This window comes from Photorhabdus laumondii subsp. laumondii (genome assembly GCF_003343245.1).
Classification (GTDB): domain Bacteria; phylum Pseudomonadota; class Gammaproteobacteria; order Enterobacterales; family Enterobacteriaceae; genus Photorhabdus; species Photorhabdus laumondii.
Genome location: NZ_CP024901.1, coordinates 5476839 through 5502187, shown reverse-complemented (window position 1 = coordinate 5502187; position 25349 = coordinate 5476839). Strand labels below are relative to the sequence as shown.

Annotated in this window: 39 protein-coding genes and 4 tRNA genes; 38 read left to right on the top strand and 5 right to left on the bottom strand. The window is 43.7% G+C overall.

The window, feature by feature from the left end:
• Positions 1 to 24: 24 nt before the first annotated feature.
• Positions 25 to 975 (bottom strand): type I pantothenate kinase, encoded by a 951-nt coding sequence (gene coaA / locus PluTT01m_RS24335; protein ID WP_011148799.1) that lies wholly within the window; start codon positions 973 to 975, stop codon positions 25 to 27.
• Between the two features lie 430 nt (positions 976 to 1405).
• Here coaA and PluTT01m_RS24330 point away from each other — a divergent pair.
• The 37 genes from PluTT01m_RS24330 (at position 1406) to PluTT01m_RS24150 (ending at position 19464) form a co-directional block, all read left to right on the top strand.
• Positions 1406 to 1481: transfer RNA gene (locus PluTT01m_RS24330), tRNA-Thr, on the top strand.
• 15 nt (positions 1482 to 1496) lie between these two features.
• Positions 1497 to 1581: transfer RNA gene (locus PluTT01m_RS24325), tRNA-Tyr, on the top strand.
• 101 nt (positions 1582 to 1682) lie between these two features.
• A tRNA-Gly gene (locus PluTT01m_RS24320) sits at positions 1683 to 1757 on the top strand.
• 6 nt (positions 1758 to 1763) lie between these two features.
• Positions 1764 to 1839 (top strand) — tRNA-Thr (locus PluTT01m_RS24315).
• Positions 1840 to 1950: 111 nt separating this feature from the next.
• Entirely contained in the window at positions 1951 to 3135 is a 1185-nt protein-coding gene (gene tuf / locus PluTT01m_RS24310) for an elongation factor Tu (protein ID WP_011148798.1), read from the top strand.
• Between the two features lie 753 nt (positions 3136 to 3888).
• On the top strand, positions 3889 to 4083 hold the full coding sequence (bfd, locus tag PluTT01m_RS24305) for a bacterioferritin-associated ferredoxin (RefSeq protein ID WP_011148797.1): 195 nt from the start codon (positions 3889 to 3891) through the stop codon (positions 4081 to 4083).
• A gap of 76 nt (positions 4084 to 4159) precedes the next feature.
• Positions 4160 to 4636 (top strand): bacterioferritin, encoded by a 477-nt coding sequence (gene bfr, locus PluTT01m_RS24300; protein ID WP_011148796.1) that lies wholly within the window; start codon positions 4160 to 4162, stop codon positions 4634 to 4636.
• Between the two features lie 303 nt (positions 4637 to 4939).
• Entirely contained in the window at positions 4940 to 5251 is a 312-nt protein-coding gene (gene rpsJ, locus PluTT01m_RS24295; RefSeq protein ID WP_001181005.1) for a 30S ribosomal protein S10, read from the top strand.
• 32 nt (positions 5252 to 5283) lie between these two features.
• Positions 5284 to 5913 carry a 50S ribosomal protein L3 gene (gene rplC, locus PluTT01m_RS24290; protein WP_011148795.1) on the top strand — a complete coding sequence of 210 codons (630 nt, stop codon included), beginning with the start codon at positions 5284 to 5286 and terminating at the stop codon, positions 5911 to 5913.
• 16 nt (positions 5914 to 5929) lie between these two features.
• Complete coding sequence (gene rplD / locus PluTT01m_RS24285) at positions 5930 to 6535, top strand: 50S ribosomal protein L4 (RefSeq protein ID WP_011148794.1); 606 nt, start codon at positions 5930 to 5932, stop codon at positions 6533 to 6535.
• On the top strand, positions 6532 to 6834 hold the full coding sequence (gene rplW / locus PluTT01m_RS24280) for a 50S ribosomal protein L23 (protein ID WP_011148793.1): 303 nt from the start codon (positions 6532 to 6534) through the stop codon (positions 6832 to 6834). The genes rplD and rplW overlap by 4 nt, the downstream gene beginning before the upstream one ends.
• A 19-nt stretch (positions 6835 to 6853) precedes the next feature.
• Positions 6854 to 7678: a 50S ribosomal protein L2 gene (gene rplB, locus PluTT01m_RS24275; RefSeq protein WP_011148792.1), complete on the top strand. Its 825-nt coding sequence runs from the start codon at positions 6854 to 6856 to the stop codon at positions 7676 to 7678.
• A 14-nt stretch (positions 7679 to 7692) separates the two neighbouring features.
• On the top strand, positions 7693 to 7971 hold the full coding sequence (gene rpsS / locus PluTT01m_RS24270; protein WP_011148791.1) for a 30S ribosomal protein S19: 279 nt from the start codon (positions 7693 to 7695) through the stop codon (positions 7969 to 7971).
• Positions 7972 to 7985: 14 nt separating this feature from the next.
• The gene (gene rplV / locus PluTT01m_RS24265; RefSeq protein WP_011148790.1) at positions 7986 to 8318 is read left to right on the top strand and encodes a 50S ribosomal protein L22; all 333 of its coding nucleotides are present in this window, start codon (positions 7986 to 7988) and stop codon (positions 8316 to 8318) included.
• A 17-nt stretch (positions 8319 to 8335) separates the two neighbouring features.
• Complete coding sequence (gene rpsC / locus PluTT01m_RS24260) at positions 8336 to 9037, top strand: 30S ribosomal protein S3 (protein ID WP_011148789.1); 702 nt, start codon at positions 8336 to 8338, stop codon at positions 9035 to 9037.
• A gap of 12 nt (positions 9038 to 9049) precedes the next feature.
• The gene (rplP, locus tag PluTT01m_RS24255) at positions 9050 to 9460 is read left to right on the top strand and encodes a 50S ribosomal protein L16 (protein WP_011148788.1); all 411 of its coding nucleotides are present in this window, start codon (positions 9050 to 9052) and stop codon (positions 9458 to 9460) included.
• Positions 9460 to 9651: a 50S ribosomal protein L29 gene (rpmC, locus tag PluTT01m_RS24250; protein WP_011148787.1), complete on the top strand. Its 192-nt coding sequence runs from the start codon at positions 9460 to 9462 to the stop codon at positions 9649 to 9651. The genes rplP and rpmC overlap by 1 nt, the downstream gene beginning before the upstream one ends.
• The gene (rpsQ, locus tag PluTT01m_RS24245) at positions 9651 to 9905 is read left to right on the top strand and encodes a 30S ribosomal protein S17 (protein WP_011148786.1); all 255 of its coding nucleotides are present in this window, start codon (positions 9651 to 9653) and stop codon (positions 9903 to 9905) included. The genes rpmC and rpsQ overlap by 1 nt, the downstream gene beginning before the upstream one ends.
• 179 nt (positions 9906 to 10084) lie before the next feature.
• Positions 10085 to 10456, top strand: coding sequence for a 50S ribosomal protein L14 (gene rplN / locus PluTT01m_RS24240; RefSeq protein WP_011148785.1), 372 nt, complete (start codon positions 10085 to 10087; stop codon positions 10454 to 10456).
• Between the two features lie 10 nt (positions 10457 to 10466).
• The gene (gene rplX, locus PluTT01m_RS24235; protein WP_011148784.1) at positions 10467 to 10781 is read left to right on the top strand and encodes a 50S ribosomal protein L24; all 315 of its coding nucleotides are present in this window, start codon (positions 10467 to 10469) and stop codon (positions 10779 to 10781) included.
• A 14-nt stretch (positions 10782 to 10795) separates the two neighbouring features.
• Entirely contained in the window at positions 10796 to 11335 is a 540-nt protein-coding gene (gene rplE, locus PluTT01m_RS24230) for a 50S ribosomal protein L5 (RefSeq protein ID WP_011148783.1), read from the top strand.
• Between the two features lie 12 nt (positions 11336 to 11347).
• Positions 11348 to 11653: a 30S ribosomal protein S14 gene (gene rpsN, locus PluTT01m_RS24225; RefSeq protein WP_011148782.1), complete on the top strand. Its 306-nt coding sequence runs from the start codon at positions 11348 to 11350 to the stop codon at positions 11651 to 11653.
• 33 nt (positions 11654 to 11686) lie between these two features.
• Entirely contained in the window at positions 11687 to 12079 is a 393-nt protein-coding gene (rpsH, locus tag PluTT01m_RS24220; protein WP_011148781.1) for a 30S ribosomal protein S8, read from the top strand.
• Positions 12080 to 12093: 14 nt separating this feature from the next.
• On the top strand, positions 12094 to 12627 hold the full coding sequence (rplF, locus tag PluTT01m_RS24215; protein ID WP_011148780.1) for a 50S ribosomal protein L6: 534 nt from the start codon (positions 12094 to 12096) through the stop codon (positions 12625 to 12627).
• 9 nt (positions 12628 to 12636) lie between these two features.
• Entirely contained in the window at positions 12637 to 12990 is a 354-nt protein-coding gene (gene rplR / locus PluTT01m_RS24210) for a 50S ribosomal protein L18 (RefSeq protein ID WP_011148779.1), read from the top strand.
• A gap of 14 nt (positions 12991 to 13004) precedes the next feature.
• Complete coding sequence (gene rpsE / locus PluTT01m_RS24205; protein ID WP_011148778.1) at positions 13005 to 13505, top strand: 30S ribosomal protein S5; 501 nt, start codon at positions 13005 to 13007, stop codon at positions 13503 to 13505.
• Between the two features lie 5 nt (positions 13506 to 13510).
• Positions 13511 to 13690 carry a 50S ribosomal protein L30 gene (gene rpmD, locus PluTT01m_RS24200; RefSeq protein ID WP_011148777.1) on the top strand — a complete coding sequence of 60 codons (180 nt, stop codon included), beginning with the start codon at positions 13511 to 13513 and terminating at the stop codon, positions 13688 to 13690.
• Positions 13691 to 13693: 3 nt separating this feature from the next.
• Positions 13694 to 14128 (top strand): 50S ribosomal protein L15, encoded by a 435-nt coding sequence (gene rplO / locus PluTT01m_RS24195; RefSeq protein WP_011148776.1) that lies wholly within the window; start codon positions 13694 to 13696, stop codon positions 14126 to 14128.
• 7 nt (positions 14129 to 14135) lie between these two features.
• Entirely contained in the window at positions 14136 to 15467 is a 1332-nt protein-coding gene (gene secY / locus PluTT01m_RS24190) for a preprotein translocase subunit SecY (RefSeq protein ID WP_011148775.1), read from the top strand.
• Between the two features lie 32 nt (positions 15468 to 15499).
• Positions 15500 to 15616, top strand: coding sequence for a 50S ribosomal protein L36 (rpmJ, locus tag PluTT01m_RS24185; RefSeq protein ID WP_012768118.1), 117 nt, complete (start codon positions 15500 to 15502; stop codon positions 15614 to 15616).
• Positions 15617 to 15765: 149 nt separating this feature from the next.
• Complete coding sequence (rpsM, locus tag PluTT01m_RS24180) at positions 15766 to 16122, top strand: 30S ribosomal protein S13 (RefSeq protein ID WP_011148774.1); 357 nt, start codon at positions 15766 to 15768, stop codon at positions 16120 to 16122.
• A 15-nt stretch (positions 16123 to 16137) separates the two neighbouring features.
• Positions 16138 to 16527, top strand: a complete 390-nt coding sequence (gene rpsK / locus PluTT01m_RS24175; protein WP_002919257.1) for a 30S ribosomal protein S11 — start codon at positions 16138 to 16140, stop codon at positions 16525 to 16527.
• Between the two features lie 37 nt (positions 16528 to 16564).
• Positions 16565 to 17185, top strand: a complete 621-nt coding sequence (rpsD, locus tag PluTT01m_RS24170; protein ID WP_011148773.1) for a 30S ribosomal protein S4 — start codon at positions 16565 to 16567, stop codon at positions 17183 to 17185.
• 25 nt (positions 17186 to 17210) lie between these two features.
• A complete protein-coding gene (locus tag PluTT01m_RS24165; protein ID WP_011148772.1) occupies positions 17211 to 18200 on the top strand; it encodes a DNA-directed RNA polymerase subunit alpha in 990 nt (329 codons plus the stop codon).
• Positions 18201 to 18240: 40 nt separating this feature from the next.
• Positions 18241 to 18633, top strand: coding sequence for a 50S ribosomal protein L17 (rplQ, locus tag PluTT01m_RS24160; protein WP_011148771.1), 393 nt, complete (start codon positions 18241 to 18243; stop codon positions 18631 to 18633).
• A gap of 134 nt (positions 18634 to 18767) precedes the next feature.
• Complete coding sequence (zntR, locus tag PluTT01m_RS24155; RefSeq protein WP_011148770.1) at positions 18768 to 19184, top strand: Zn(2+)-responsive transcriptional regulator; 417 nt, start codon at positions 18768 to 18770, stop codon at positions 19182 to 19184.
• Between the two features lie 79 nt (positions 19185 to 19263).
• A complete protein-coding gene (locus PluTT01m_RS24150) occupies positions 19264 to 19464 on the top strand; it encodes an alternative ribosome-rescue factor A (RefSeq protein WP_011148769.1) in 201 nt (66 codons plus the stop codon).
• 336 nt (positions 19465 to 19800) lie between these two features.
• On the opposite strand, the gene trkA is transcribed toward PluTT01m_RS24150, so the two are convergent.
• The 4 genes from trkA to def form a co-directional block, all read right to left on the bottom strand.
• Entirely contained in the window at positions 19801 to 21177 is a 1377-nt protein-coding gene (trkA, locus tag PluTT01m_RS24145; protein ID WP_011148768.1) for a Trk system potassium transporter TrkA, read from the bottom strand.
• Between the two features lie 56 nt (positions 21178 to 21233).
• Positions 21234 to 22523 (bottom strand): 16S rRNA (cytosine(967)-C(5))-methyltransferase RsmB, encoded by a 1290-nt coding sequence (gene rsmB / locus PluTT01m_RS24140; RefSeq protein WP_011148767.1) that lies wholly within the window; start codon positions 22521 to 22523, stop codon positions 21234 to 21236.
• Between the two features lie 70 nt (positions 22524 to 22593).
• The gene (gene fmt / locus PluTT01m_RS24135) at positions 22594 to 23541 is read right to left on the bottom strand and encodes a methionyl-tRNA formyltransferase (RefSeq protein ID WP_011148766.1); all 948 of its coding nucleotides are present in this window, start codon (positions 23539 to 23541) and stop codon (positions 22594 to 22596) included.
• A gap of 24 nt (positions 23542 to 23565) precedes the next feature.
• On the bottom strand, positions 23566 to 24078 hold the full coding sequence (def, locus tag PluTT01m_RS24130) for a peptide deformylase (protein ID WP_011148765.1): 513 nt from the start codon (positions 24076 to 24078) through the stop codon (positions 23566 to 23568).
• Positions 24079 to 24211: 133 nt separating this feature from the next.
• On the opposite strand from def, the gene dprA reads away from it, so the two are divergent.
• Positions 24212 to 25297 carry a DNA-protecting protein DprA gene (gene dprA, locus PluTT01m_RS24125; RefSeq protein ID WP_011148764.1) on the top strand — a complete coding sequence of 362 codons (1086 nt, stop codon included), beginning with the start codon at positions 24212 to 24214 and terminating at the stop codon, positions 25295 to 25297.
• The last annotated feature ends 52 nt before the right edge of the window (positions 25298 to 25349 follow it).

The following is a 25349-nucleotide window of genomic DNA, read 5'->3' as shown; positions in this document are numbered from 1 at the left end:
GTCTTCCGGGTTCGGAGACTATCTTTACTTACGTAGCCTTACGCTTTCAATAGTGTGATTAGTACCTTTTGTCATGATTAGGCTTGCGCGTTCTCGAGTTGGTAAAATATTTTGTCGCAAATTCAGTCCATTGATCTCTTGCCAGATATCGGATGCAGTATTTATGGCTTCTTCTTCTGATAGTTTGGAGTAACTGTGGAAATAAGAATCTGGATCGGAAAAGGCACCTTGGCGGAATTTTAAGAAACGACTGATATACCAACTTTTGAGTAATTTTTCTGGTGCATCGACGTAGATAGAAAAGTCGACAAAATCAGAGACAAATACATGGTGTGGATCATGGGGATAATCCATACCGCTTTGTAATACATTCAAACCCTCTAGAATCAAAATGTCTGGTTGTTTAATGAATTTTTGCTCATTTGGTACGATATCATAGGTAAGATGAGAGTATACTGGTGCGGATACTTGTTTAGAGCCCGATTTAATATCAGATACAAATTTCACTAAGCTATGCATATCATATGACTGTGGGAACCCTTTCTTTTTCATCAGTCCACGTTCATTCAGCACGCTGTTAGAATGTAGAAAACCATCTGTAGTAATTAATTCTACGCTTCTGTGTTCAGGCCAACGACTCAGCAGAGCTTGTAATAGACGTGCAGTAGTGCTTTTACCAACAGCAACACTGCCAGCAATTCCTATGACATAAGGGACTTTTTGTCCATCAGTACCTAAAAATTGTTCCAGCACTGCTTGACGACGTAAATTTGAACTAATATAAAAATTGAGTAAGCGAGATAAAGGAAGGTAAATCTCAACAACTTCTTCTAAAGAAATTTCTTCATTAATTCCTTTTAAATCAATTAATTCTTCTTTTGTTAATGTCAGTGGAACTGAATCACGTAAGGTTGCCCATTGTTCACGATTGAATTGCAAATATGGAGTAGCCAAAAAAGGTTCTTTTTTATTCATAAACCAACATCTGCCTGTTTGTGCAGGTTTGGCAAGTTGTAATAAACAACCTGTACCCGACAAAAAATAAATCGCATGATATCGACTGATGAGCGGCAGGCGTAGGCTTTTTTATATTTTTAGAGGTTTTTTTTGTAAGAAATGCAGAATTGTAAAAAATTGAGTTGTTTTACTTAATGTTAGCTTCAGCTGTTTGCTTATCATGATGGGAATTTAAATGATTCAAGATGAAGTGGCTTATCAAGTTTTATCGAGCACTTGTGATAGGTTCCTTAGTTGGTAGGTAATTCGGTGTTTATTGTTTAAGCTAAATCAATTGAAAAAAACAGCTAATCGAATGAAATTGGTTATTTTGCAACCGAATGATCAAGGAAAGCAATTTTTTTGTTGCATAGAGCGTTCACACTGCCTAGAATGCGCAGCACTTGATGCCGGCATAGCTCAGTTGGTAGAGCAACTGACTTGTAATCAGTAGGTCCCGAGTTCGATTCTTGGTGCCGGCACCATTAAAAATTTGGAAAGGTGGGGTTCCCGAGCGGCCAAAGGGAGCAGACTGTAAATCTGCCGTCACAGACTTCGAAGGTTCGAATCCTTCCCCCACCACCAAAGAATCAGATTTAATCTTGGTATTCTTTTAGTGCTTAACTGGAAGCAAAGTATATTGAGATCAACATACAGCTGATTAAAGTCAGGTAGCCGAGTTCAATGCGGGCATCGTATAATGGCTATTACCTCAGCCTTCCAAGCTGATGATGCGGGTTCGATTCCCGCTGCCCGCTCCAAGATGTGCTGATATAGCTCAGTTGGTAGAGCACACCCTTGGTAAGGGTGAGGCCGGCAGTTCGAATCTGCCTATCAGCACCACTTCCTTAATGTCCTTGTCTCCCGATTTTATTCCTGTAAGCGATATTCAACGAGCAATTGCTTGGTTGATGTGGTGGAACCACCGATTCCGTGTCTTAGAGGGACAATCTAATGTCTAAAGAAAAGTTTGAACGTACAAAACCGCACGTTAACGTTGGTACTATCGGCCACGTTGACCACGGTAAAACTACCCTGACTGCTGCTATTACTACTGTACTGGCTAAAACCTACGGTGGTAATGCTCGTGCATTCGACCAAATCGATAACGCACCAGAAGAAAAAGCGCGTGGTATCACCATCTCTACTTCTCACGTAGAATACGATACTCCAAGCCGCCACTATGCGCACGTTGACTGCCCAGGCCACGCCGACTACGTGAAAAACATGATCACCGGTGCGGCTCAGATGGACGGCGCAATCCTGGTAGTTGCCGCGACTGACGGTCCAATGCCACAGACGCGTGAGCACATCCTGTTAGGCCGTCAGGTAGGCGTTCCTTACATCATCGTGTTCCTGAACAAATGTGACATGGTAGACGACGAAGAGCTGCTGGAACTGGTTGAGATGGAAGTGCGTGAGCTGCTGTCTCAGTACGATTTCCCAGGCGACGACACGCCAGTCATCCGTGGTTCTGCTCTGAAAGCGCTGGAAGGTGATGCAGAGTGGGAAGCCAAAATCATCGAACTGGCAGAGGCCCTGGATAGCTACATTCCAGAGCCAGAGCGTGCTATTGACCAGCCATTCCTGCTGCCAATCGAAGACGTATTCTCTATTTCAGGCCGTGGTACTGTAGTTACCGGTCGTGTAGAGCGCGGTATCGTTAAAGTGGGTGAAGAAGTTGAAATCGTGGGTATCAAAGACACGACTAAAACCACTTGTACTGGCGTAGAAATGTTCCGCAAACTGCTGGACGAAGGCCGTGCAGGTGAGAACGTCGGTGTTCTGCTGCGTGGTACCAAGCGTGACGAAATCGAACGTGGTCAGGTACTGGCGAAACCGGGTTCAATCAAGCCACACACCACTTTCGAATCAGAAGTTTATATTCTGAGCAAAGACGAAGGTGGCCGTCATACGCCATTCTTCAAAGGCTACCGTCCACAGTTCTACTTCCGTACAACTGACGTGACCGGTACCATTGAACTGCCAGAAGGCGTGGAAATGGTGATGCCAGGTGATAACATTCAGATGAAAGTTACCCTGATTGCCCCAATCGCAATGGACCAGGGTCTGCGCTTCGCTATCCGTGAAGGTGGCCGTACAGTAGGTGCTGGTGTTGTTGCTAAAGTTATCGCTTAATAGCTAATGATTAAGTACCTAACTCTAGAATAGGTTTGCCTTCTGGCTTGTTTTAGAACAGATGCCTGGTGTGCTACATCAGGTGTCTGTTAGTGAGTATTTTAATTGATATCATCCTTCCTTAAATTCTCTGCATGAACCACACCGTTGGGTTATCTCTTCGTGTTTTAACTTTTTGATTTTGGCCGCTTGTTCCTGAAGGCGTTATTTGGTTGTTTTATTAGGATATTCTCAGAGTTATATACATCATTCATCTATAGAATACGTTGGTGATAACTCGCGATTTTTCCAAATAAGTATTTGTTTTCAGACTTAGATAAGTCATATTTTCTTTTACATACAGGTAGTAATATCTAACCCATGCTTGTTCTGTCTCTGTTGGTATGCTCTAACAGAAAGAGAGGATACTCCCGAAAAGATTACGGCATAGCATGCTCGTTTTCGTGCAACTAAGTATGTGAATTCTATATCCCGTAATATCTTAAGTAGGTTGTTCTGTCTAGCTATCAGTTCTGGAACAAATTGTTGATGTAGGAGATAGTCTTAGGATGGAATAAGTTTAAGAAAGTCCCTGATAGAGATAAAAGCCTTCCTAGCCAAAGTGTTATAGAAATGAGAGAACTCCCTCTATTTGACAAGGCTAAAAGAATATTTGGAGGAACCTGAATCAGAAAATTAAAATGCGAATGATTATTGAAATGAGACTCATTATTATTTAATATGCGCTATAATGTGTACCAGAGAGTGTTATTTATGTATGTCTGCCTATGTAATGCGGTGAGTGACAAAACAATACGTAATGCGGTGCGTCAACATCATATTCACTCTATTAAAGAACTAAAATGTATTGTGCCTGTAGGCCGTGATTGTGGCAAATGCATACGCCAAGCTAGAGAGCTAATTAATGAGGAGATTGCACAGTTACCCAAGATAGATAACGTTGCTTGATAAAAAAGAAGTAAGTTTACTACTACTCTGCTGAATAGGTACTACACTTTAAGTACTGGAAGCGGAGGAATAGTCTATGAAAGGTGATAAAAAAATGATTGCTCATTTGAACAAACTTCTTGGAAATGAGCTTGTTGCAATTAATCAGTATTTTCTGCACGCCCGAATGTTCAAAAACTGGGGTCTTACTCGCCTTAATGATAAGGAATATCATGAATCTATCGATGAAATGAAGCACGCCGATAGGTACATTGAACGTATCCTTTTTCTTGAAGGGATTCCTAATTTGCAGGATCTAGGAAAACTTAACATCGGAGAAGATATCGAAGAAATGCTCAAATCTGACTTGCAGCTCGAATTGCAAGGAGCTAAAGATTTGAAAGAAGCGATTGCTTATGCTGATTCGATTCATGACTATGTTAGCCGTGATTTAATGATTGATATTCTAGATGAAGAAGAAAAGCATATTGATTGGTTGGAAACTCAATTTGAATTAATTGAACGTATGGGGATTCAAAATTACACTCAATCACAGATTCTTGAAGGAGAATAGTTATAGTTACGGAAAAATGCCCTATCTGTTAAGTTAGGGCATCTTGTTTTATGCCCCTCTAATTTTACTCTGGACAGATCTTCATCTGTGTCTTGCTTTGTTAATTGATTTGCGTATAATATGCGGTCTTACTTACGTGTAAGTCTGGTTTGTTAGCCAGTAAGTGAGCAGTATTTGTTTGCTGCCCATTTAAAATATCCCCGATATGGGGGTTATATATTGAACGATTGCACTCTCCCATCAATCGAAATGGGATTGAGGAGTAATCATTTATGTTTATAAAATAGTTGGAGCTCTGGTCTCATGCAGAACCAAAGAATCCGTATTCGCCTGAAAGCATTTGATCATCGTTTGATCGATCAATCAACTGCGGAAATTGTCGAGACCGCTAAGCGTACTGGTGCGCAGGTTCGTGGTCCGATCCCGCTGCCGACTCGTAAAGAGCGTTTTACCGTTCTAATTTCTCCGCATGTTAATAAAGATGCGCGTGATCAGTACGAAATTCGCACTCATAAGCGTCTGGTTGACATCGTTGAGCCAACCGAGAAAACCGTTGATGCTCTGATGCGTCTGGATCTGGCTGCCGGTGTAGACGTGCAGATCAGCCTGGGTTAATCAGGTCATTGAACGATTGAGAGGTTGAAACAATGATTGGTTTAGTCGGTAAAAAAGTGGGTATGACTCGTATCTTCACTGAAGATGGCGTTTCGATCCCTGTAACTGTTATCGAAATTGAAGATAACCGTGTTACTCAGGTTAAAGAGCTAGATAACGATGGTTATCGTGCAATTCAGGTTACTACTGGTAGCAAAAAAGCTAGCCGTGTAAATAAACCTGAAGCGGGTCATTTCGCTAAAGCTGGCGTTGAAGCTGGCCGTATCCTGCGTGAATTCCGCCTGTCTGAAGGCGAAGAATATGCTGTAGGTCAAAGCATTAGCGTTGAGATTTTCGCTGACGTTAAGAAAGTCGACGTTACTGGTACATCTAAAGGTAAAGGTTTTGCTGGTACTGTTAAGCGCTGGAACTTCCGTACCCAAGATGCTAGCCACGGTAACTCTTTGTCTCATCGTGTTCCGGGTTCTATCGGTCAGAACCAAACTCCGGGCAAGGTATTTAAAGGCAAGAAAATGGCAGGCCAACTGGGTAATGAACGCGTAACTGTTCAAAGCCTGGATGTAGTACGTGTTGACGCTGAGCGCAACCTGCTGCTGGTCAAAGGTGCTGTTCCAGGCTCAACTGGTGGCAACCTGATCGTAAAACCGGCTGTCAAGGCGTAACGTCGAGGAGATAGGAATGGAATTGGTAATGAAAGACGCGCAAGGCGCGCTGACTGTTTCCGAAACTACCTTCGGGCGTGATTTCAATGAAGCGCTTGTGCATCAAGTAGTTGTTGCTTACGCAGCTGGTGCACGTCAAGGTACTCGTGCTCAGAAAACCCGTGCTGAAGTTTCTGGTTCAGGTAAAAAACCATGGCGTCAGAAAGGCACTGGCCGTGCACGTTCTGGTTCTATTAAGAGCCCAATTTGGCGCTCTGGTGGCGTAACTTTTGCAGCTAAGCCACAGGACCACAGTCAAAAAGTTAATAAGAAAATGTACCGTGGTGCTTTAAAAAGCATCCTGTCTGAATTGGTACGTCAAGATCGTTTGATCGTTGTCGAGAAGTTTTCTGTAGAAGCGCCTAAAACCAAGCTTCTGGTTCAGAAACTGAAAGAGATGGCTCTGGAAGATGTGCTGATTATCACTAATGAAGTTGATGAGAATTTGTTCTTAGCAGCTCGCAACCTGTACAAGGTTGATGTTCGTGATGTAGCTGGTATTGATCCAGTTAGCTTGATCGCCTTCGATAAAGTGGTTATGACTGCTGATGCTGTGAAGCAAGTTGAGGAGATGCTGGCATGATCCGTGAAGAACGTCTGCTGAAAGTACTGCGCGCACCGCACGTATCTGAAAAAGCTTCTACAGCGATGGAGAAAAGCAACGCCATCGTTCTCAAAGTTGCGAAAGACGCGACTAAAGCAGAAATCAAAGCTGCTGTGCAGAAACTGTTTGAAGTCGAAGTTGAAGGTGTTAACACTTTGCTGGTAAAAGGCAAAACTAAACGCCACGGTCAGCGTATTGGTCGTCGTAGCGACTGGAAAAAAGCTTACGTCACACTGAAGGAAGGCCAGAATATGGACTTCATCGGTGGTGCAGAGTAAGTCGGAGGAGTAAAGAACAATGGCAATTGTTAAATGTAAACCTACGTCTCCGGGCCGTCGCCACGTTGTTAAAGTGGTTAACCCTGAGCTGCATAAGGGTAAACCTTATGCTCCATTGCTGGAAAAAAGCAGCAAAACCGGTGGTCGTAACAACAATGGCCGTATTACCACTCGTCACATTGGTGGTGGCCACAAGCAGCACTATCGTTTGATTGACTTTAAACGTAATAAAGATGGTATCCCTGCTGTAGTTGAGCGTTTGGAATATGATCCAAATCGTTCAGCAAATATCGCCTTGGTTTTGTATAAAGATGGTGAACGTCGTTATATCCTTGCACCTAAAGGGCTGAAAGCTGGTGATCAGATCCAATCTGGTGTTGACGCATCTATCAAAACTGGTAACGCATTGCCAATGCGCAATATCCCTGTTGGTTCTACCGTACATAACGTAGAAATGAAACCGGGGAAGGGTGGTCAGTTGGCTCGTTCCGCTGGTGCATACGTTCAGATCGTTGCCCGTGATGGTTCTTATGTAACTTTGCGTCTGCGTTCTGGTGAAATGCGTAAAGTTCTGTCTGACTGCCGCGCCACTTTAGGTGAGGTTGGTAATGCAGAACACATGCTACGTGTTCTGGGTAAAGCTGGTGCAAGTCGCTGGCGTGGCATTCGTCCTACCGTTCGTGGTACGGCGATGAACCCGGTAGATCACCCACATGGTGGTGGTGAAGGTCGTAACTTTGGTAAACATCCTGTAACTCCTTGGGGTGTTCAAACTAAAGGTAAGAAGACCCGTAGTAATAAACGTACTGATCAGTTCATCGTACGTCGCCGTACTAAAAAATAATTAGAGGATAAACCATGCCACGTTCTCTCAAGAAAGGTCCATTTATTGACCTGCACTTGCTGAAGAAGGTAGAGAAAGCGGTGGAAAGCGGAGACAAAAAGCCTATTAAGACTTGGTCCCGTCGTTCAACGATCTTTCCTAACATGATCGGTTTGACCATCGCTGTCCATAATGGTCGTCAGCATGTACCAGTTTTTGTTTCCGACGAAATGGTTGGTCATAAACTAGGTGAATTCGCGCCGACCCGTACTTATCGCGGCCATGCGGCCGATAAAAAGGCTAAAAAGCGCTAAGGTAGGAGGAAGAGATGGAAACTATCGCTAAACATCGCCACGCTCGTTCTTCTGCTCAGAAGGTTCGCCTTGTAGCTGACCTGATTCGCGGTAAGAAAGTGTCGCAAGCTCTGGAAACTCTGACCTATACCAATAAGAAAGCTGCTGGTTTAGTGAAGAAAGTACTTGAGTCTGCTATTGCTAATGCAGAACACAACGATGGTGCTGACATTGATGATCTGAAGGTCACGAAGATTTTCGTAGACGAAGGCCCGACCATGAAGCGTATTATGCCTCGTGCAAAAGGTCGTGCAGATCGCATCCTGAAGCGCAGCAGCCACATTACTGTGGTTGTGTCCGATCGCTGAGACTCTGGAGACTAGCAATGGGTCAGAAAGTACATCCTAATGGTATTCGCCTGGGTATTGTCAAACCTTGGAACTCTACTTGGTATGCGAATACTAAAGAATTCGCTGACAACCTAGACAGCGATTTTAAAGTTCGCCAGTACTTGAAGAAAGAACTGGCAAAAGCGTCTATTTCACGCATTGTTATTGAACGTCCTGCTAAAAGTATTCGTGTAACTATTCACACTGCTCGCCCAGGTATCGTAATCGGTAAGAAAGGTGAAGACGTAGAAAAACTGCGTAAAACTGTAGCGGAAATCGCTGGTGTTCCTGCGCAAATTAATATCTCTGAAGTACGTAAGCCTGAACTGGACGCGAAACTGGTTGCTGACAGTATTACTTCACAGTTGGAACGTCGTATTATGTTCCGTCGTGCTATGAAGCGTGCAGTCCAGAATGCGATGCGTCAAGGCGCTAAAGGCATTAAAGTGGAAGTTAGTGGCCGTTTAGGCGGTGCTGAAATCGCGCGTCCTGAATGGTATCGTGAAGGTCGTGTACCGTTGCACACACTGCGTGCAGATATCGACTACAACACTTCAGAAGCGCACACCACTTATGGTGTACTCGGCGTTAAGGTATGGATCTTCAAAGGTGAGATCTTGGGTGGTATGGCTGCTGTTGAACAGGCGGAAAAACCGGCTGCACAACCTAAAAAGCAGCAGCGCAAAGGCCGCAAGTAAGGAGAGTCGCTGATGTTACAACCAAAGCGTACGAAATTCCGTAAAATGCACAAAGGCCGTAACCGTGGCCTGGCAGCAGGTGCGGATGTTAGCTTCGGCACTTTCGGTCTGAAAGCTGTGGGCCGTGGCCGTCTGACGGCACGTCAGATTGAAGCGGCACGTCGTGCTATGACCCGTGCAATTAAACGTCAAGGTAAAATCTGGATACGTGTATTCCCAGACAAACCTATAACTGAAAAGCCACTCGAAGTGCGTATGGGTAAAGGTAAAGGTAACGTAGAATATTGGGTTGCCTTGATCCAGCCTGGTAAAGTCCTTTATGAAATGGACGGTGTGCCTGAAGAGCTGGCTCGTGAAGCATTCAAGCTGGCAGCAGCGAAACTGCCTATCAAGACCACCTTTGTAACTAAGACGGTGATGTAATGAAAGCACAAGAGCTGCGCGAAAAAAGCGTTGAAGAGCTGAAAACTGAGCTGCTGAATTTGCTGCGTGAACAATTTAACCTGCGCATGCAGGCTGCAAGTGGCCAGCTACAACAGTCTCATCTGTTGAAACAAGTGCGTCATAATATCGCACGCGTTAAGACTTTATTGACTGAGAAGGCGGGTGCGTAATGACCGATAAAATTCGTACTTTGCAAGGTCGTGTTGTAAGTGACAAAATGGAGAAATCTATTGTTGTTGCTATTGAGCGTAAGGTGAAACACCCTCTGTATGGTAAATTCATCAAACGTACGACTAAACTGCATGTACATGACGAGAACAATGAATGTGGCATTGGTGATGTGGTGGAAATCCGCGAAACCCGTCCACTGTCCAAAACTAAATCTTGGACTTTAGTTCGCGTTGTAGAGAAAGCGATTCTGTAAGCTGGCTCGAATAGAGTAAACGGCTCAGGCTATGGGCCGTTTATTTTTTCTATCTATATCTGAGATGTGGTGTTATAATGCCGCGCCCTCATGATATGGGGTATCTGAACGGCCTCTTCATATTAAATTATAGTAGTGAAGTGGGCTCAGTAGTAGTTGACATTTAGCGGAGCACTAAAATGATCCAAGAACAGACTATGCTGAACGTGGCCGACAACTCCGGTGCACGTCGCGTAATGTGTATCAAGGTTCTGGGTGGCTCGCACCGTCGCTATGCACACGTCGGCGACATCATAAAAGTCACCATCAAGGAAGCAATTCCTCGTGGTAAAGTGAAAAAAGGTGATGTCCTGAAAGCGGTAGTGGTGCGCACCAGGAAGGGTGTTCGTCGCCCTGACGGTTCTGTCATTCGCTTCGATGGCAATGCTTGCGTGTTGTTAAACAACACAAGTGAGCAAGTTATCGGTACGCGTATTTTTGGGCCGGTAACTCGTGAACTTCGTAATGAAAAGTTCATGAAAATTATCTCCCTGGCACCAGAAGTACTCTAAGGAGCGGACAATGGCAGCGAAAATCCGTCGTGATGACGAAGTTATCGTGTTGACTGGAAAAGATAAAGGTAAGCGCGGTAAAGTAAAACAGGTTCTTTCTACTGGGAAAGTCATTGTTGAAGGTATCAACTTGGTTAAAAAGCATCAGAAGCCTGTTCCGGCTCTGAACCAGCCAGGTGGCATCGTTGAAAAAGAAGCTGCAATTCAGGTTTCAAACGTTGCGATCTTCAATGCGGCAACCGGTAAGGCTGACCGTGTAGGTTTTAGATTTGAAGACGGAAAAAAAATTCGTTTCTTTAAATCTAACAGCGAAACTATCAAGTAATTTGGAGTAATACGATGGCGAAACTGCATGATTACTACAAAGACGAGGTAGTCCAAAAACTGATGACTCAGTTTGGCTACAATTCTGTCATGCAAGTCCCTCGGGTCGAGAAGATCACCCTGAACATGGGTGTTGGTGAAGCAATTGCTGATAAGAAACTGCTGGATAATGCAGCAGCGGATCTGGCAGCAATCTCTGGTCAAAAACCATTGATCACCAAAGCGCGCAAATCAGTTGCAGGCTTCAAAATCCGTCAGGGCTATCCAATCGGCTGTAAAGTGACCCTGCGTGGTGAACGTATGTGGGAGTTTCTTGAGCGCCTGATTTCTATTGCTGTACCTCGTATTCGTGACTTCCGTGGTTTGTCTGCTAAGTCATTTGATGGTCGTGGCAATTACAGCATGGGTGTACGTGAGCAAATCATCTTCCCTGAAATCGATTACGATAAAGTGGATCGTGTTCGTGGTCTGGATATTACTATCACCACAACTGCGAAATCTGATGATGAAGGCCGCGCACTGTTGGCTGCTTTTAACTTCCCGTTCCGCAAGTAAGGCAGGGTATTCATGGCTAAGCAATCAATGAAAGCACGTGATGTAAAACGTGCGAAATTAGCTGAAAAATTCTTCACTAAACGTGTAGAATTGAAAGCTGTCATTTCTGATGTGAATGCATCTGATGAAGAGCGTTGGAATGCTGTTCTTAAGCTGCAAACACTGCCACGTGATTCCAGCCCCTCTCGTCAGCGTAACCGCTGCCGCCAAACTGGTCGTCCGCATGCGTTTTTGCGGAAGTTTGGGTTGAGCCGTATTAAAGTCCGTGAAGCCGCCATGCGCGGTGAAATTCCGGGCCTTAAAAAGGCTAGCTGGTAATTGTCACCAATTGAATCACGGGAGTAAAGACAGATGAGCATGCAAGATCCCATCGCGGATATGCTGACCCGTATCCGTAACGGTCAGGCCGCGAATAAAGTTGCGGTCACCATGCCTTCCTCCAAGCTGAAAGTGGCAATTGCCAAGGTGCTGAAGGAAGAAGGTTATATTGAAGATTATAAAATTGAAGGCGACACCAAGCCAGAGCTGGAATTAGTACTGAAATACTTCCAGGGCAAGGCTGTTGTAGAAAGTATTCAGCGTGTAAGTCGACCAAGTCTGCGCATCTATAAGAAAAAAGATGAGCTGCCACAAGTTATGGCTGGTTTGGGTATCGCTGTTGTTTCTACCTCTAAAGGTGTAATGACTGATCGTGCAGCTCGCCAAGCTGGTCTTGGTGGCGAGATTCTCTGCTACGTAGCTTAATTCGGGAGGAAAGAATGTCTCGTGTTGCAAAAGCACCCGTCGTTATTCCTACCGACGTAGAGGTAAAACTCGACGGTCAGGTTATTTCGATTAAGGGTAAAAACGGCGAGTTGAGTCGTACAATCCACAGCGCAGTTGAAGTTAAGCATGCAGATAATCAACTGACCTTCGCTCCACGCGATGGTTATGTTGATGGTTGGGCACAGGCGGGTACAACTCGTTCTTTGATGAATGCTATGGTTATCGGTGTTACCGAAGGCTTCACTAAGAAACTTCAACTGGTAGGTGTTGGTTATCGTGCAGCAGTCAAAGGCAATGTTATCAACATGTCTCTGGGCTTCTCACATCCAGTTGACCACGAACTACCAGCAGGCATTACTGCAGAATGTCCGTCACAAACTGAAATCGTACTAAAGGGTGCTGATAAACAGGTAATCGGTCAGGTTGCGGCAGAACTGCGTGCCTATCGTCGTCCTGAGCCTTATAAAGGTAAGGGTGTTCGTTACGCCGACGAAGTCGTGCGTATCAAAGAGGCTAAGAAGAAGTAAGGTAACACTATGGATAAGAAAGCAGCTCGTATCCGTCGTGCGACCCGCGCACGCCGCAAGCTCCAGGAACTGGGTGCAACTCGCCTGGTGGTACATCGTACCCCTCGCCATATTTATGCGCAGGTTATCGCACCAAACGGTTCTGAAACTTTGGTGGCAGCTTCTACTACAGAAAAAGCTATCAATGAACAACTGAAATACACTGGAAATAAAGAAGCAGCAGCAGCAGTTGGCAAGGCAATTGCTGAACGTGCATTGGAAAAAGGTATTAAAGATGTATCCTTTGACCGCTCTGGTTTCCAATATCATGGTCGAGTCCAGGCACTGGCAGATGCTGCCCGTGAAGCTGGCCTTCAGTTCTAAGGTAGAGGTGTAAGATGGCTCACATCGAAAAACAAGCTGGCGAACTGCAGGAAAAGCTGATTGCGGTAAATCGCGTATCTAAAACCGTAAAAGGTGGCCGGATTTTCAGCTTTACCGCACTAACTGTTGTAGGTGATGGTAATGGTCGCGTTGGTTTTGGCTACGGCAAAGCACGCGAAGTTCCGGCAGCAATCCAGAAAGCGATGGAAAAAGCCCGTCGCAATATGAAAACCGTCGCACTGAACAGCGGCACTTTGTATCACCCAGTAAAAGGTGCACACACTGGTTCCCGTGTGTTCATGCAGCCTGCTCACGAAGGTACTGGTATCATCGCAGGCGGTGCTATGCGTGCTGTTTTGGAGGTGGCTGGTGTTCGTAACGTACTGGCTAAAACCTATGGTTCCACTAACCCTATTAATGTGGTTCGTGCAACTCTGGATGCTTTAGACAGCATGAAGTCTCCAGAAATGGTCGCAGCTAAGCGTGGTAAATCCGTCGAAGAAATTCTGGGGTAATGGCCATGGCTAAGACTATTAAAGTAACACAGATTCGCAGTTCAATCGGCCGTCTGCCTAAACATAAGGCAACTTTGGTTGGTTTAGGTCTGCGCCGTATCGGTCATACAGTAGAGCGTGAAGATACTCCTGCTATACGTGGTATGATCAACTTGGTTTCCTATATGGTTAAAGTTGAGGAGTAACAGATGCGCTTAAATACTCTGTCTCCGGCTGATGGTTCCAAGCATGCGCCTAAACGTGTAGGTCGTGGTATTGGTTCTGGCCTGGGTAAAACCGGTGGCCGTGGTCACAAGGGTCAGAAATCTCGTTCTGGCGGTGGCGTCCGTCGCGGTTTTGAAGGTGGTCAGATGCCTTTGTACCGTCGTTTGCCAAAATTTGGCTTTACTTCACGTAAGGCGATGGTTACAGCAGAAGTTCGTTTGTCTGATTTTGCTGCCGTTGAAGGCGATATTATCGATCTGAATGCATTGAAAGCAGCTAACATTGTTGGCACTCAAATTGAATTTGCGAAAGTTATTCTTTCTGGCGAAATCAATCGTGCAGTAACTGTGCGTGGCCTTCGTGTTACTAAGGGCGCTCATGCTGCAATTGAAGCTGCTGGCGGTAAAATTGAGGAATAAGTAACAGATGGCTAAACAACCAGGATTAGATTTCCAAAGTGCTAAAGGTGGACTGGGCGAGCTGAAACGTAGGCTGTTGTTTGTTATTGGCGCGTTAATTGTTTTCCGTATTGGTTCTTTTATTCCTATCCCTGGTATTGATGCCACTGTGCTTGCCAAATTGCTCGAACAGCAAAGGGGCACCATCATTGAAATGTTTAACATGTTCTCTGGTGGTGCTTTAAGTCGTGCTTCTATCTTTGCACTGGGGATAATGCCGTATATTTCTGCGTCTATTATTATTCAGTTGTTGACGGTGGTTCATCCAACGTTGGCAGAGATTAAGAAGGAAGGGGAAGCTGGTCGTCGTAAGATTAGCCAGTATACTCGCTATGGTACTTTAGTGCTGGCTATATTCCAGTCAATCGGTATTGCTACTGGTTTGCCGAATATGCCAGGAATGCAAGGGCTGGTGATCAATCCAGGGTTTGCTTTCTACTTCACGGCTGTTGTGAGCCTAGTTACTGGGACTATGTTCCTAATGTGGTTGGGTGAGCAGATTACTGAGCGTGGTATTGGAAACGGTATCTCTATCATAATCTTTGCTGGTATCGTTGCGGGTTTGCCGCCGGCCATTGGCCATACCATTGAGCAAGCTCGGCAAGGCGATCTGCACTTCCTCCTGTTGCTGTTGGTTGCAGTGTTAGTGTTTGCAGTGACTTTCTTCGTTGTTTTCATGGAGCGTGGCCAACGACGTATCGTTGTTAACTATGCAAAACGTCAGCAAGGTCGCCGAGTTTATGCTGCACAGAGTACACATTTACCGTTGAAAGTGAATATGGCTGGGGTTATCCCTGCTATTTTTGCTTCCAGCATTATTCTGTTCCCTGGTACCATAGCTTCCTGGTTTGGGGGAGGAACTGGTTGGAACTGGCTGACTACTATTTCAATGTACTTGCAGCCTGGGCAACCGCTTTATGTGTTACTCTACGCGTCTGCAATCATCTTCTTCTGTTTTTTCTATACCGCGTTGGTTTTCAACCCGAGAGAAACAGCAGATAACCTGAAGAAGTCCGGTGCATTTGTACCAGGAATTCGTCCGGGAGAGCAAACAGCCAAGTACATTGATAAGGTAATGACACGCCTAACTTTAGTTGGTGCGATGTATATTACTTTTATCTGCTTAATCCCGGAGTTCATGCGTGACGCGATGAAGGTGCCATTTTATTTTGGCGGTACTTCGCTACTTATTGTAGTTGTAGTCATCATGGACTTTATGGCTCAAGTGCAAACTCTGATGATGTCAAGTCAGTATGAGTCCGCATTGAAGAAGGCAAATCTTAAAGGTTATAACCGTTAATTGGTTTGCTTGAGAAGTTACGGAGAGTAAAAATGAAAGTTCGTGCTTCCGTCAAGAAATTATGTCGCAACTGTAAAATCGTTAAGCGTAACGGTATCGTTCGCGTGATTTGTAGTGCAGAGCCTAAGCATAAACAACGCCAAGGCTAATAAAATAGCATATTTTTCTTGCAAAGTCGGTTTGAGCTGGCTAAATTAGCCAGCCAATCTTTTTTATATCACAGTAACACTGTTTGAGTATCCTGAAAACGGGCTTTTCAGAATGGTGTTGCGGTAAATAAATAATTTAGGAGTGCATAGTGGCCCGTATAGCAGGCATTAACATTCCTGATCAGAAGCATACCGTGATCGCTTTAACATCGATCTACGGAATTGGCAAAACTCGCTCCCAAGCCATTTGTGCTGCGGCGGGTATTGCTGAGCATGTTAAGATCAGCGAGCTGTCTGAAGAGCAAATTGATAAGCTGCGTGACGAAGTTGCCAAATACGTTGTAGAAGGCGATTTGCGTCGTGAAGTAACCCTGAGCATCAAACGTCTGATGGATCTTGGTACTTATCGTGGTTTACGTCACCGTCGTGGTCTACCTGTTCGCGGCCAGCGTACTAAGACCAACGCACGTACCCGTAAGGGTCCACGTAAGCCGATCAAGAAATAATCGGGGTATTGTATAATGGCAAAAGCACCTATTCGTGCACGTAAGCGTGTAAGAAAGCAAGTCTCTGACGGTGTGGCTCATATCCATGCTTCTTTCAACAACACCATCGTGACCATTACTGACCGCCAGGGTAACGCCTTGGGTTGGGCAACTGCTGGTGGTTCCGGTTTCCGTGGTTCTCGTAAATCTACTCCGTTTGCAGCTCAGGTTGCAGCAGAGCGCTGTGCCGAAGCAGTGAAAGAATACGGAATTAAGAACCTGGAAGTTATGGTTAAAGGACCTGGTCCTGGCCGCGAGTCAACTATTCGAGCGTTAAATGCGGCAGGTTTCCGCATTACTAACATTACTGATGTGACTCCGATCCCTCATAACGGTTGTCGTCCACCTAAAAAACGTCGCGTTTAATAGCGTTTACTTTTTTAGGTTCGATTGGAGAAAGAAAATGGCAAGATATTTGGGTCCTAAGCTCAAGCTGAGCCGTCGCGAGGGTACAGATCTATTCCTGAAGTCTGGCGTTCGCGCGATTGACACCAAGTGTAAATTAGAACAAGCACCTGGGCAGCATGGCGCACGTAAACCGCGTCTGTCTGACTACGGTGTGCAGTTACGTGAGAAACAAAAAGTTCGTCGTATTTACGGTGTTCTAGAACGTCAATTCCGTAACTATTATAAAGAAGCAACTCGTCTGAAAGGCAACACAGGTGAAAACCTGCTGAGTTTGCTGGAAGGTCGTCTGGACAACGTTGTTTACCGTATGGGTTTCGGGGCGACTCGTGCTGAATCACGCCAAATGGTAAGCCATAAGGCTATCATGGTGAATGGCCGCGTTGTTAACATCGCTTCTTATCAGGTATCCCCGAATGACGTAGTCAGCGTTCGCGAAAAATCGAAAAAGCAGTCTCGTATCAAGGCGGCTTTAGAGCTGGCTGAGCAGCGTGAGAAACCAACTTGGTTGGAGGTTGATGCTGTGAAGATGGAAGGTGTGTTCAAACGTATTCCAGAACGTGCCGATCTGTCTGCTGACATCAACGAACACCTGATCGTCGAGCTTTACTCTAAGTAAAGCTTAGCACCAAAGAGAGGACACAATGCAGGGTTCTGTGACAGAGTTTCTAAAACCGCGCCTGGTTGATATCGAGCAAGTCAGTTCGACGCACGCCAAGGTGACCCTTGAGCCATTAGAGCGTGGCTTTGGCCATACTCTTGGTAACGCACTGCGCCGTATTCTGCTTTCGTCTATGCCGGGTTGTGCGGTGACTGAGGTTGAGATTGATGGTGTACTGCATGAGTACAGCACCAAAGAAGGTGTACAGGAAGATATCCTGGAGATTCTCCTCAACCTGAAAGGGCTGGCGGTAAGAGTTCAGGGAAAAGATGAAGTTATTCTTACCTTGAATAAGTCTGGCATTGGCCCTGTGACTGCAGCCGACATTATCCACGACGGAGATGTCGAAATCGTCAAGCCGCAACATGTAATCTGCCACCTGACTGACGAAACTGCTTCTATAAGCATGCGCATTAAAGTTCAGCGTGGTCGAGGTTATGTGCCGGCTTCTGCCCGGATTCATTCGGAAGAAGATGAGCGCCCTATTGGTCGTTTGTTAGTAGACGCTTGTTATAGCCCAGTAGAGCGTATTGCCTACAATGTTGAAGCAGCGCGTGTAGAACAACGTACCGATTTGGACAAGTTGGTTATCGAGATGGAAACTAACGGTACAATCGATCCTGAAGAGGCGATTCGCCGTGCAGCTACTATTTTGGCTGAACAGCTGGAAGCTTTTGTTGATTTACGTGATGTACGTCAGCCAGAAGTAAAAGAGGAGAAGCCAGAGTTTGATCCGATCCTGCTGCGCCCTGTTGACGATCTGGAATTGACTGTCCGCTCTGCTAACTGTCTTAAGGCAGAAGCTATCCACTACATCGGTGATTTGGTACAGCGTACCGAGGTTGAGTTGCTTAAGACACCTAACCTGGGTAAAAAATCTCTTACAGAGATCAAAGACGTACTGGCTTCACGTGGCTTATCTCTGGGCATGCGCTTAGAAAACTGGCCACCAGCAAGTATTGCTGATGAATAACTAGATCACAGGTTAAGGTTTTACTGAGAAGGATAAGGTCATGCGCCATCGTAAGAGTGGTCGTCAATTGAACCGCAACAGCAGCCATCGCCAAGCTATGTTCCGTAATATGGCAGGTTCTTTGGTCCGTCATGAAATCATCAAGACGACTCTGCCTAAAGCGAAAGAACTGCGTCGCGTCGTTGAGCCGCTGATTACTCTTGCCAAGATCGACAGCGTAGCTAATCGTCGTCTGGCATTCGCCCGTACTCGTGACAACGAAATCGTGGCAAAACTGTTTAATGAGCTGGGCCCGCGTTTTGCGAGCCGCGCAGGTGGCTACACTCGTATTCTTAAGTGTGGCTTCCGTGCTGGTGACAATGCTCCGATGGCATACATCGAGCTTGTTGACCGTGCTACTGAGCCTCAAACAGAAGTTGCGACTGCGGAGTAATCTGTAGGGGCATATAAAAGAACCGGGTTTATCCCGGTTTTTTTACGCTTGCATATATGAATCTCTAACTTATTTTTTTTCATCCTGCTATGCTGATATCTCAAACAATGTTATCTATTGTAGGAGATATAAAGATGTATCGTATTGGTCAACTGGCTAAATTAGCGAATGTAACTCCTGATACTGTGCGTTTCTATGAAAAACAAGGAATGATGGAACATCAGAACCGTACTGAAGGAGGGTATAGACTTTATACAGAGCAAGATCTACAGCGCCTTCGGTTTATACGCTATGCTAAGCAATTAGGGTTTACATTGGAAGCTATTACAGAATTATTGTCTATTCGTGTAGATCCAGCCCATCATACTTGTGAAGAGTCAAAGCAAATTGTAGATTCTAGGTTAATGGAAGTGGAGGAAAAACTTCTTGAAATGCGAAAAATGCGTGATTCACTTAAGATGCTAAGTGATGCTTGTTGTGGCAGTTCTCATATAAGTATTTACTGTTCTATTCTTGAAACTTTAGAACAAGGTGCTTTGAATAAGAAATAAGTAATTTTTCTTTATTATTGAAAACTCAGAGAGTACAATTACTATGCTGGTAGATAAATTAATATGATAGAGGTATGTGATGATTACATATCACCATAAGAAAGGTGTAATAAAGGATAATGCTCTAGAAGCTCTATTACGTGATCCGCTATTTAAACAACGAGTTGAAAAAAATAAAAAAGGAAAAGGAAGTTACCAGAGGAAAGAAAAACATAGCAAAGCAAGTAGCTGGGAGACCAGTGGTAAGGGGTCATTAGATTCTTTACTACTGGTCTTTTAGTTTAATAGGTCTATTTCCTACTTTTCAGTAATCTACGAACTTCTAATAATAATTTTGTTTCGGTAATTGGGAGTATTTGATATAACTTCAATCTCCTTTTACTAAATGATCTGTTTATTAGTTTTATTGTGTAGAAAAATAGTGAATGATGGTAAGGTGTTCTTTTAAAATCATATCGATACTGACGTCAGCAGCTAAATTGGCAAAATTATCTTTCATAGTAAATTCATAAACTGATTTAAAAGTTTCATCACACCCTTTTAATTAAAACATACCAAGTTGTATTAGTTATTGTGTTCTAATTATATGACTGATGCATAATGATTTCTTTGGCTTTTAAAGGAAAAAAGGGCTTGGCTGGAATAGTTTCTCTACTTCGGGGACAAATTTCTTATCTGTAATAAACATAATTACATGATCTCCTTGTTCGATAACACTGTAATCACTAGCAATAAGGACTTCGTTACCGCGAGCTATTGCACTAATTGTAGTGCCTGGTGGTAATTTAATATCACCTACAGTTCGACCAACAACCTTTGACGTATTTTCATCCCCATGAGCAATCGCTTCGATAGCTTCGGCCACTCCACGACGTAATGAGGAAACGCTTACAATATCTGCTTTGCGAACATGACCTAACAGAGCGGAAATCGTCGCTTGTTGTGGAGAGATTGCAATATCAATGACACCACCTTGTACTAAATCGACATATGCACTACGTTGAATGAGAACTATGGCTTTTTTGGCACCCATGCGTTTGGCAAGCATTGCAGACATGATATTTGCCTCGTCATCGTTGGTTAGAGCAATAAATACATCAACTTGTTCTATATGTTCTTCAGCTAATAACTCTTGATCGGAGGCATCCCCATAGAAAACAATGGTGTCATGTAATAATTCGGCTAGTTCTATAGCTCTTTGCTGATTTCGTTCAATTAATTTAACCCTGTAATCTTTTTCTAGACGTAGTGCGAGGCCTGCTCCCACATTACCGCCACCTACAATCATAATACGTTTGTAGGGTTTTTCTAAACGTTGAAGCTCACTCATTACAGCACGAATATGTTGTGATGCAGCTACAAAGAAAACTTCGTCACCGGCTTCAATAATTGTAGAACCTTGAGGTCTTATTGGTCGATCCTGACGGAATATTGCTGCAACTCTGGTATTAATATGCGGCATGTGTTCACGAAGTGAGGAAAGTGCATTCCCTACAAGTGAGCCTCCATAATAAGCTTTTACTGCAACAATACTTACTCGGCCTTCGGCAAAGTTAACGACTTGTAAGGCGCCAGGATATTGAATTAGTTTATAAATATAATCTATAACAAGTTGTTCTGGTGAAATAAGATAATCAATAGGAATATCATTGGGCAGAAAAAGTTTATCTGCTTCACGAATATATTCTGCTGCGCGTATTCGCGCAACTTTATTTGGGGTGTTAAATAAGGAATAAGCAATTTGACATGCGATCATGTTAGTTTCGTCAGAATTAGTTACAGCAACTAACATATCAGCATCTTCAGCACCAGCTTCTCTTAATACTCTGGGGTAAGAACCATGACCATTGACTACTCTGAGATCGAATTTATCCTGTAGTTGGTGTAGACGGTTGGGATCAGTATCGACTATGGTGATATCGTTATTTTCACCTACCAGATTTTCAGCTAATGTACCGCCAACTTGACCTGCACCAAGAATAATTATTTTCATAGTATTCTCTAACTTATTGCAAACAAATAATTATCTCTATAAATCGTAGAGATATATTACCGTTTAGTTAATCGAGCGTAAAAGAAACCATCACCACCATTTAACTCAGGTATTATTTGTTTTCCTAGACAATCATTTGTCTCTGTTCCCGCGAGTTTTGCATCTGAGTGGCGTTTTAAAAACGAGCTGATTTGCTGACAATTTTCATCTGGTAGAATAGAACAGGTTGCATATACTAACGTTCCGCTTTTCTTTAAGTATGGCCAAATTGCATCAAGAATTTCAGATTGTAATTGAACTAATTGAGCAATATCTTCCTCGCGGCGTAACCACTTGATATCAGGATGGCGACGGATTACTCCTGTTGCTGAACACGGTGCATCCAAAAGAATGCGGTCGAATTGCTGGTTCTCTGCCCAATGTTCAGGGTGGCGTCCATCACCGGTTTTTACTGTAGCGTGGCAGTTAAGGCGTTTGAGATTTTCTTTTACTCGTTTGATTCTTTGCTCATCAATATCTACCGCTACTACTTGAGATTCTGGTGCTATTTCGAGGATATATGTTGTTTTCCCTCCTGGTGCTGCACAAAGATCGAGAATTTTCTCTCCATTTATGGGTTTTAGTAACTCGACACACTCTTGTGCGGATAAATCTTGGACAGTGACCCAACCTTTGTCAAATCCAGGTAATATTGTTACAGGGCAAGGGGAAATTATGCGGATAGCAGAAGGTGATTTGGGCGCTGGTTCCGCATCAATTCCTGATTTACGAAGAAGAGTGAGATATTCATCCCGACTATGGTATATACGATTAACTCGTAACCACATAGGGGGTTTTTTATTATTAGCATTAATAAGTTGTTGCCATTGTTGTGGATAGGCTTTTTGGATTCGAGTTAATAGCCATTCTGGGTGTAAGTGGTGGCTGGAATTATTTTGCGTACATTCCATTAACTGTAGCTGTTGTCTCTGAAATTGGCGAAGAACGCCATTAATTAACCCTTTTAATTGAGAATGCTTCAGAGTTACGGCTCCGTTTACTGTTTCAGCAAGTGCGGCATGGGCTGGAATACGAGTATAGGCAAGTTGGTATATCCCAACCATAAGCAGGTAATGAAGAATACGTTGTTTACCTTTTAATGGTTTTACCATTAGTTGACCTATTATCCACTCTAGCTGTGGTAATACGCGTAACACTCCGAAAGATAATTCCTGTAACAAGGGTTTGTCTTTATCAGTTATATTTTGTTGCAGTTTGGGTAAGACTGTACTGAGAGACTGTCCTTGATCCAGAACTTGATTGATTGCTTTTGCGGTGATACTTCGCAGATTATATGTGTTTTTCATAATTAAAAGAGCTGACAAAAGCCAGCATTAAGAGAAAGTTTGTGAGAGAGATTACAGCATAAAATAGTATTCAGTTGATTTTATTACCTGGAGTAAACCATTCACGTTTAGAATTAAGTAGATTTGCTGCTGACATTGCTTTTTTACCGGCAGGTTGTAACTGTGTAATGTTCAGAATTCCATCAGCGGTAGCAATATAAATACCTTCTTTGTCTGCTTTTAGTACAGTTCCTGGCTCTACCGAAGTTTGTTCTTCAATGGCTTCTGCTTTCCAAACTTTAATAGGTTGTCCTTCCATTTCGAAAAAGCTCATGGGCCAGGGATTAAATGCGCGAATACAACGTTCAAGGTGGGTTGCAGATAGTTCCCAATTTATGCGGGCTTCTTCTTTGCTTAGTTTTTCAGCGTAGGTAACTAAATTTTCGTTTTGAGTTTCAGGTTGACTTTTACCTGATGTTATTAATGATAATGTTTTGAGTAACGCATCTGGCCCAATATTGGCCAGTTTTTCGTATAAACTGGCACTGGTATCCTCAGGTGTAATAGGGCATCTTGCTTTATATAGCATGTCGCCAGTATCAAGACCTATATCCATTTGCATTATTGTTACGCCAGTTTCTGTATCACCAGCCCAAAGTGAGCGTTGAATGGGTGCTGCACCTCGCCAACGTGGTAGTAGGGAACCATGTACGTTTAGGCAACCTAATTCTGGAATATTTAAAACAACTTTGGGAAGGATCAATCCATAGGCAACAACGATGAGAACATCAGGTTGTTGTTTTAGAACCCATTGTTGGTTTTCTTCTGAGCGTAAAGTAGCTGGCTGAAAAACGGTGATATTACGTTCCTCTGCCAGTACTTTTACAGGACTGGGTGTTAGTTTTTTACCTCTTCCTGCCGGTTTATCTGGTCGAGTTAGAACGCCAACCACCTCATGCTGAGACATTAACAAAGCCTCTAGATGGCGTGCTGCAAAATCAGGTGTTCCGGCAAAAACAATACGTAAAGAATCAGACACGTTTATTTCCTGTATTAATATAATTTACTTGGTTCGGGCTTTTTGTTTATCCAGTTTTTCTACTTTCTGGCGTATACGTTGGCGTTTCAGTGGAGATAAGTAATCCACAAAAAGTTTACCAATTAAGTGGTCCATCTCATGCTGAATACAAATTGCAAGTAAGTCATCAGCTTGTAATTCAAATGGTCGACCATTGTAATCTAGGGCTTTGATTTTGACTTTTTCGGCTCGTGGCACCAGTGCTCGTTGTTCAGGAATAGACAAACAGCCCTCTTCGATCCCAGTTTCACCACTTTTTTCCAGTAATTCTGGGTTGATCAGAACGAGACGCTCATTACGTGTTTCTGATACGTCAATAACAACAATACGCTGATGAATATCAACTTGTGTTGCTGCCAAACCGATACCTTCTTCTGCATACATAGTTTCAAACATATCATCAATGATACGTCGAATCTCTGCATCAACTGTTTCAACAGGCGTTGCAATAGTGCGAAGCCGCTCGTCTGGGTAATGTAATACTTGTAATACTGACATATATGTTTAGATCTGCATCCAAAATGTTAATGGTGTTCTATGTCTATTCTAGACATTTCCCGTTTAGATTGACAGTATCGATTGCTAATTGAGCAGTTTAGTTTTGTCCGTCAATCTTAGCCAGGATGACAACATGGAAGCTATGGAAGTATGGTTGCGAATGAAGATGATTTCTCATTTGGCAACAGAGAGAGCAGCAAATGTTGCAGAAAAATTGTTATATTCCGGGAGTCGTTATCTCACTGTGTTGAAAGATAGTGGATTATCGCCAGAACAATGTCTGCAATTTACTAAAGTAAATAAAACCTTACTAGCTTCATGCCTTAAGTGGCTGGAACAGCCAGAGCACCATTTATTGACATATTCTCACCCTTCGTATCCACCTCTATTAAAGCAGATACATACCCCTCCGCTTGTGCTTTTTGTGGCAGGAAAACCAGATATTCTTTTAAAGAAGCAGGTGGCGATGGTAGGGAGCAGGACAGCAAGTTATTATGGTGAGAGATGGGGAAGAATTTTTGCAAGTGAACTGGTTGGATATGAGTTAGTTATTGCTAGTGGTTTAGCTATCGGTATTGATGGTATTTGTCACCGAGCTGCATTGGATAGTGGAGGTAAAACAGTAGCTGTATTAGGTAGTGGGCTTGGACAGATTTATCCTCATAGACACGGATTATTAGCAAAGCAAATTGAGGAGAATGGTGCTCTTGTTTCTGAATTTTTTCCGGATACTCCGCCACGCGCAAAAAATTTTCCTAGAAGAAATAGAATTATCAGTGGATTAAGCTCAGCAGTGATTGTTGTAGAGGCAGGTCAAAATAGTGGTTCGTTAATTACTGCTCGTTGTGCCCTTGAACAAGGAAGGGATGTATTTGCATTACCAGGGCTTTTGGGAAATTCAGTGAGCGAAGGCAATCACTGGTTAATAAAACAAGGTGCATACTTAGCTACAAATGCAATGGATATTGTGGAACATGTTTACAGTTCATTACAATGGTTGAATATGGAAAGAACGGAGGAAGAAGTAAAACCGCAGTTTGAGCAAACTGAGTTGCCATTTACTGATGTGCTAGTTAACGTAGGCGCTGAAGTAACGCCTGTTGATATTATTGCTCAGCGTTCTTCATTACCTATAACTGAGGTCATGACAAAGCTCCTTGAGCTGGAATTACTGGGTAAGGTGACTGTGGTTGCTGGTGGTTATGTGCGTGTGAATTAAATTGACTGAATTTTTAGAGTCCTGTGCAACGTCATATGAGAATGAGTTTTTG

What these genes read in the sequence shown, in the direction of transcription:
- coaA (WP_011148799.1), bottom strand. Translation starts at nt 975, where the DNA reads ATGAATAAAAAAGAACCTTTTTTGGCTACTCCATATTTGCAATTCAAT.
- tuf (WP_011148798.1), top strand. Translation starts at nt 1,951, where the DNA reads ATGTCTAAAGAAAAGTTTGAACGTACAAAACCGCACGTTAACGTTGGT.
- bfd (WP_011148797.1), top strand. Translation starts at nt 3,889, where the DNA reads ATGTATGTCTGCCTATGTAATGCGGTGAGTGACAAAACAATACGTAAT.
- bfr (WP_011148796.1), top strand. Translation starts at nt 4,160, where the DNA reads ATGAAAGGTGATAAAAAAATGATTGCTCATTTGAACAAACTTCTTGGA.
- rpsJ (WP_001181005.1), top strand. Translation starts at nt 4,940, where the DNA reads ATGCAGAACCAAAGAATCCGTATTCGCCTGAAAGCATTTGATCATCGT.
- rplC (WP_011148795.1), top strand. Translation starts at nt 5,284, where the DNA reads ATGATTGGTTTAGTCGGTAAAAAAGTGGGTATGACTCGTATCTTCACT.
- rplD (WP_011148794.1), top strand. Translation starts at nt 5,930, where the DNA reads ATGGAATTGGTAATGAAAGACGCGCAAGGCGCGCTGACTGTTTCCGAA.
- rplW (WP_011148793.1), top strand. Translation starts at nt 6,532, where the DNA reads ATGATCCGTGAAGAACGTCTGCTGAAAGTACTGCGCGCACCGCACGTA.
- rplB (WP_011148792.1), top strand. Translation starts at nt 6,854, where the DNA reads ATGGCAATTGTTAAATGTAAACCTACGTCTCCGGGCCGTCGCCACGTT.
- rpsS (WP_011148791.1), top strand. Translation starts at nt 7,693, where the DNA reads ATGCCACGTTCTCTCAAGAAAGGTCCATTTATTGACCTGCACTTGCTG.
- rplV (WP_011148790.1), top strand. Translation starts at nt 7,986, where the DNA reads ATGGAAACTATCGCTAAACATCGCCACGCTCGTTCTTCTGCTCAGAAG.
- rpsC (WP_011148789.1), top strand. Translation starts at nt 8,336, where the DNA reads ATGGGTCAGAAAGTACATCCTAATGGTATTCGCCTGGGTATTGTCAAA.
- rplP (WP_011148788.1), top strand. Translation starts at nt 9,050, where the DNA reads ATGTTACAACCAAAGCGTACGAAATTCCGTAAAATGCACAAAGGCCGT.
- rpmC (WP_011148787.1), top strand. Translation starts at nt 9,460, where the DNA reads ATGAAAGCACAAGAGCTGCGCGAAAAAAGCGTTGAAGAGCTGAAAACT.
- rpsQ (WP_011148786.1), top strand. Translation starts at nt 9,651, where the DNA reads ATGACCGATAAAATTCGTACTTTGCAAGGTCGTGTTGTAAGTGACAAA.
- rplN (WP_011148785.1), top strand. Translation starts at nt 10,085, where the DNA reads ATGATCCAAGAACAGACTATGCTGAACGTGGCCGACAACTCCGGTGCA.
- rplX (WP_011148784.1), top strand. Translation starts at nt 10,467, where the DNA reads ATGGCAGCGAAAATCCGTCGTGATGACGAAGTTATCGTGTTGACTGGA.
- rplE (WP_011148783.1), top strand. Translation starts at nt 10,796, where the DNA reads ATGGCGAAACTGCATGATTACTACAAAGACGAGGTAGTCCAAAAACTG.
- rpsN (WP_011148782.1), top strand. Translation starts at nt 11,348, where the DNA reads ATGGCTAAGCAATCAATGAAAGCACGTGATGTAAAACGTGCGAAATTA.
- rpsH (WP_011148781.1), top strand. Translation starts at nt 11,687, where the DNA reads ATGAGCATGCAAGATCCCATCGCGGATATGCTGACCCGTATCCGTAAC.
- rplF (WP_011148780.1), top strand. Translation starts at nt 12,094, where the DNA reads ATGTCTCGTGTTGCAAAAGCACCCGTCGTTATTCCTACCGACGTAGAG.
- rplR (WP_011148779.1), top strand. Translation starts at nt 12,637, where the DNA reads ATGGATAAGAAAGCAGCTCGTATCCGTCGTGCGACCCGCGCACGCCGC.
- rpsE (WP_011148778.1), top strand. Translation starts at nt 13,005, where the DNA reads ATGGCTCACATCGAAAAACAAGCTGGCGAACTGCAGGAAAAGCTGATT.
- rpmD (WP_011148777.1), top strand. Translation starts at nt 13,511, where the DNA reads ATGGCTAAGACTATTAAAGTAACACAGATTCGCAGTTCAATCGGCCGT.
- rplO (WP_011148776.1), top strand. Translation starts at nt 13,694, where the DNA reads ATGCGCTTAAATACTCTGTCTCCGGCTGATGGTTCCAAGCATGCGCCT.
- secY (WP_011148775.1), top strand. Translation starts at nt 14,136, where the DNA reads ATGGCTAAACAACCAGGATTAGATTTCCAAAGTGCTAAAGGTGGACTG.
- rpmJ (WP_012768118.1), top strand. Translation starts at nt 15,500, where the DNA reads ATGAAAGTTCGTGCTTCCGTCAAGAAATTATGTCGCAACTGTAAAATC.
- rpsK (WP_002919257.1), top strand. Translation starts at nt 16,138, where the DNA reads ATGGCAAAAGCACCTATTCGTGCACGTAAGCGTGTAAGAAAGCAAGTC.
- rpsD (WP_011148773.1), top strand. Translation starts at nt 16,565, where the DNA reads ATGGCAAGATATTTGGGTCCTAAGCTCAAGCTGAGCCGTCGCGAGGGT.
- PluTT01m_RS24165 (WP_011148772.1), top strand. Translation starts at nt 17,211, where the DNA reads ATGCAGGGTTCTGTGACAGAGTTTCTAAAACCGCGCCTGGTTGATATC.
- rplQ (WP_011148771.1), top strand. Translation starts at nt 18,241, where the DNA reads ATGCGCCATCGTAAGAGTGGTCGTCAATTGAACCGCAACAGCAGCCAT.
- zntR (WP_011148770.1), top strand. Translation starts at nt 18,768, where the DNA reads ATGTATCGTATTGGTCAACTGGCTAAATTAGCGAATGTAACTCCTGAT.
- PluTT01m_RS24150 (WP_011148769.1), top strand. Translation starts at nt 19,264, where the DNA reads ATGATTACATATCACCATAAGAAAGGTGTAATAAAGGATAATGCTCTA.
- trkA (WP_011148768.1), bottom strand. Translation starts at nt 21,177, where the DNA reads ATGAAAATAATTATTCTTGGTGCAGGTCAAGTTGGCGGTACATTAGCT.
- rsmB (WP_011148767.1), bottom strand. Translation starts at nt 22,523, where the DNA reads ATGAAAAACACATATAATCTGCGAAGTATCACCGCAAAAGCAATCAAT.
- def (WP_011148765.1), bottom strand. Translation starts at nt 24,078, where the DNA reads ATGTCAGTATTACAAGTATTACATTACCCAGACGAGCGGCTTCGCACT.
- dprA (WP_011148764.1), top strand. Translation starts at nt 24,212, where the DNA reads ATGGAAGCTATGGAAGTATGGTTGCGAATGAAGATGATTTCTCATTTG.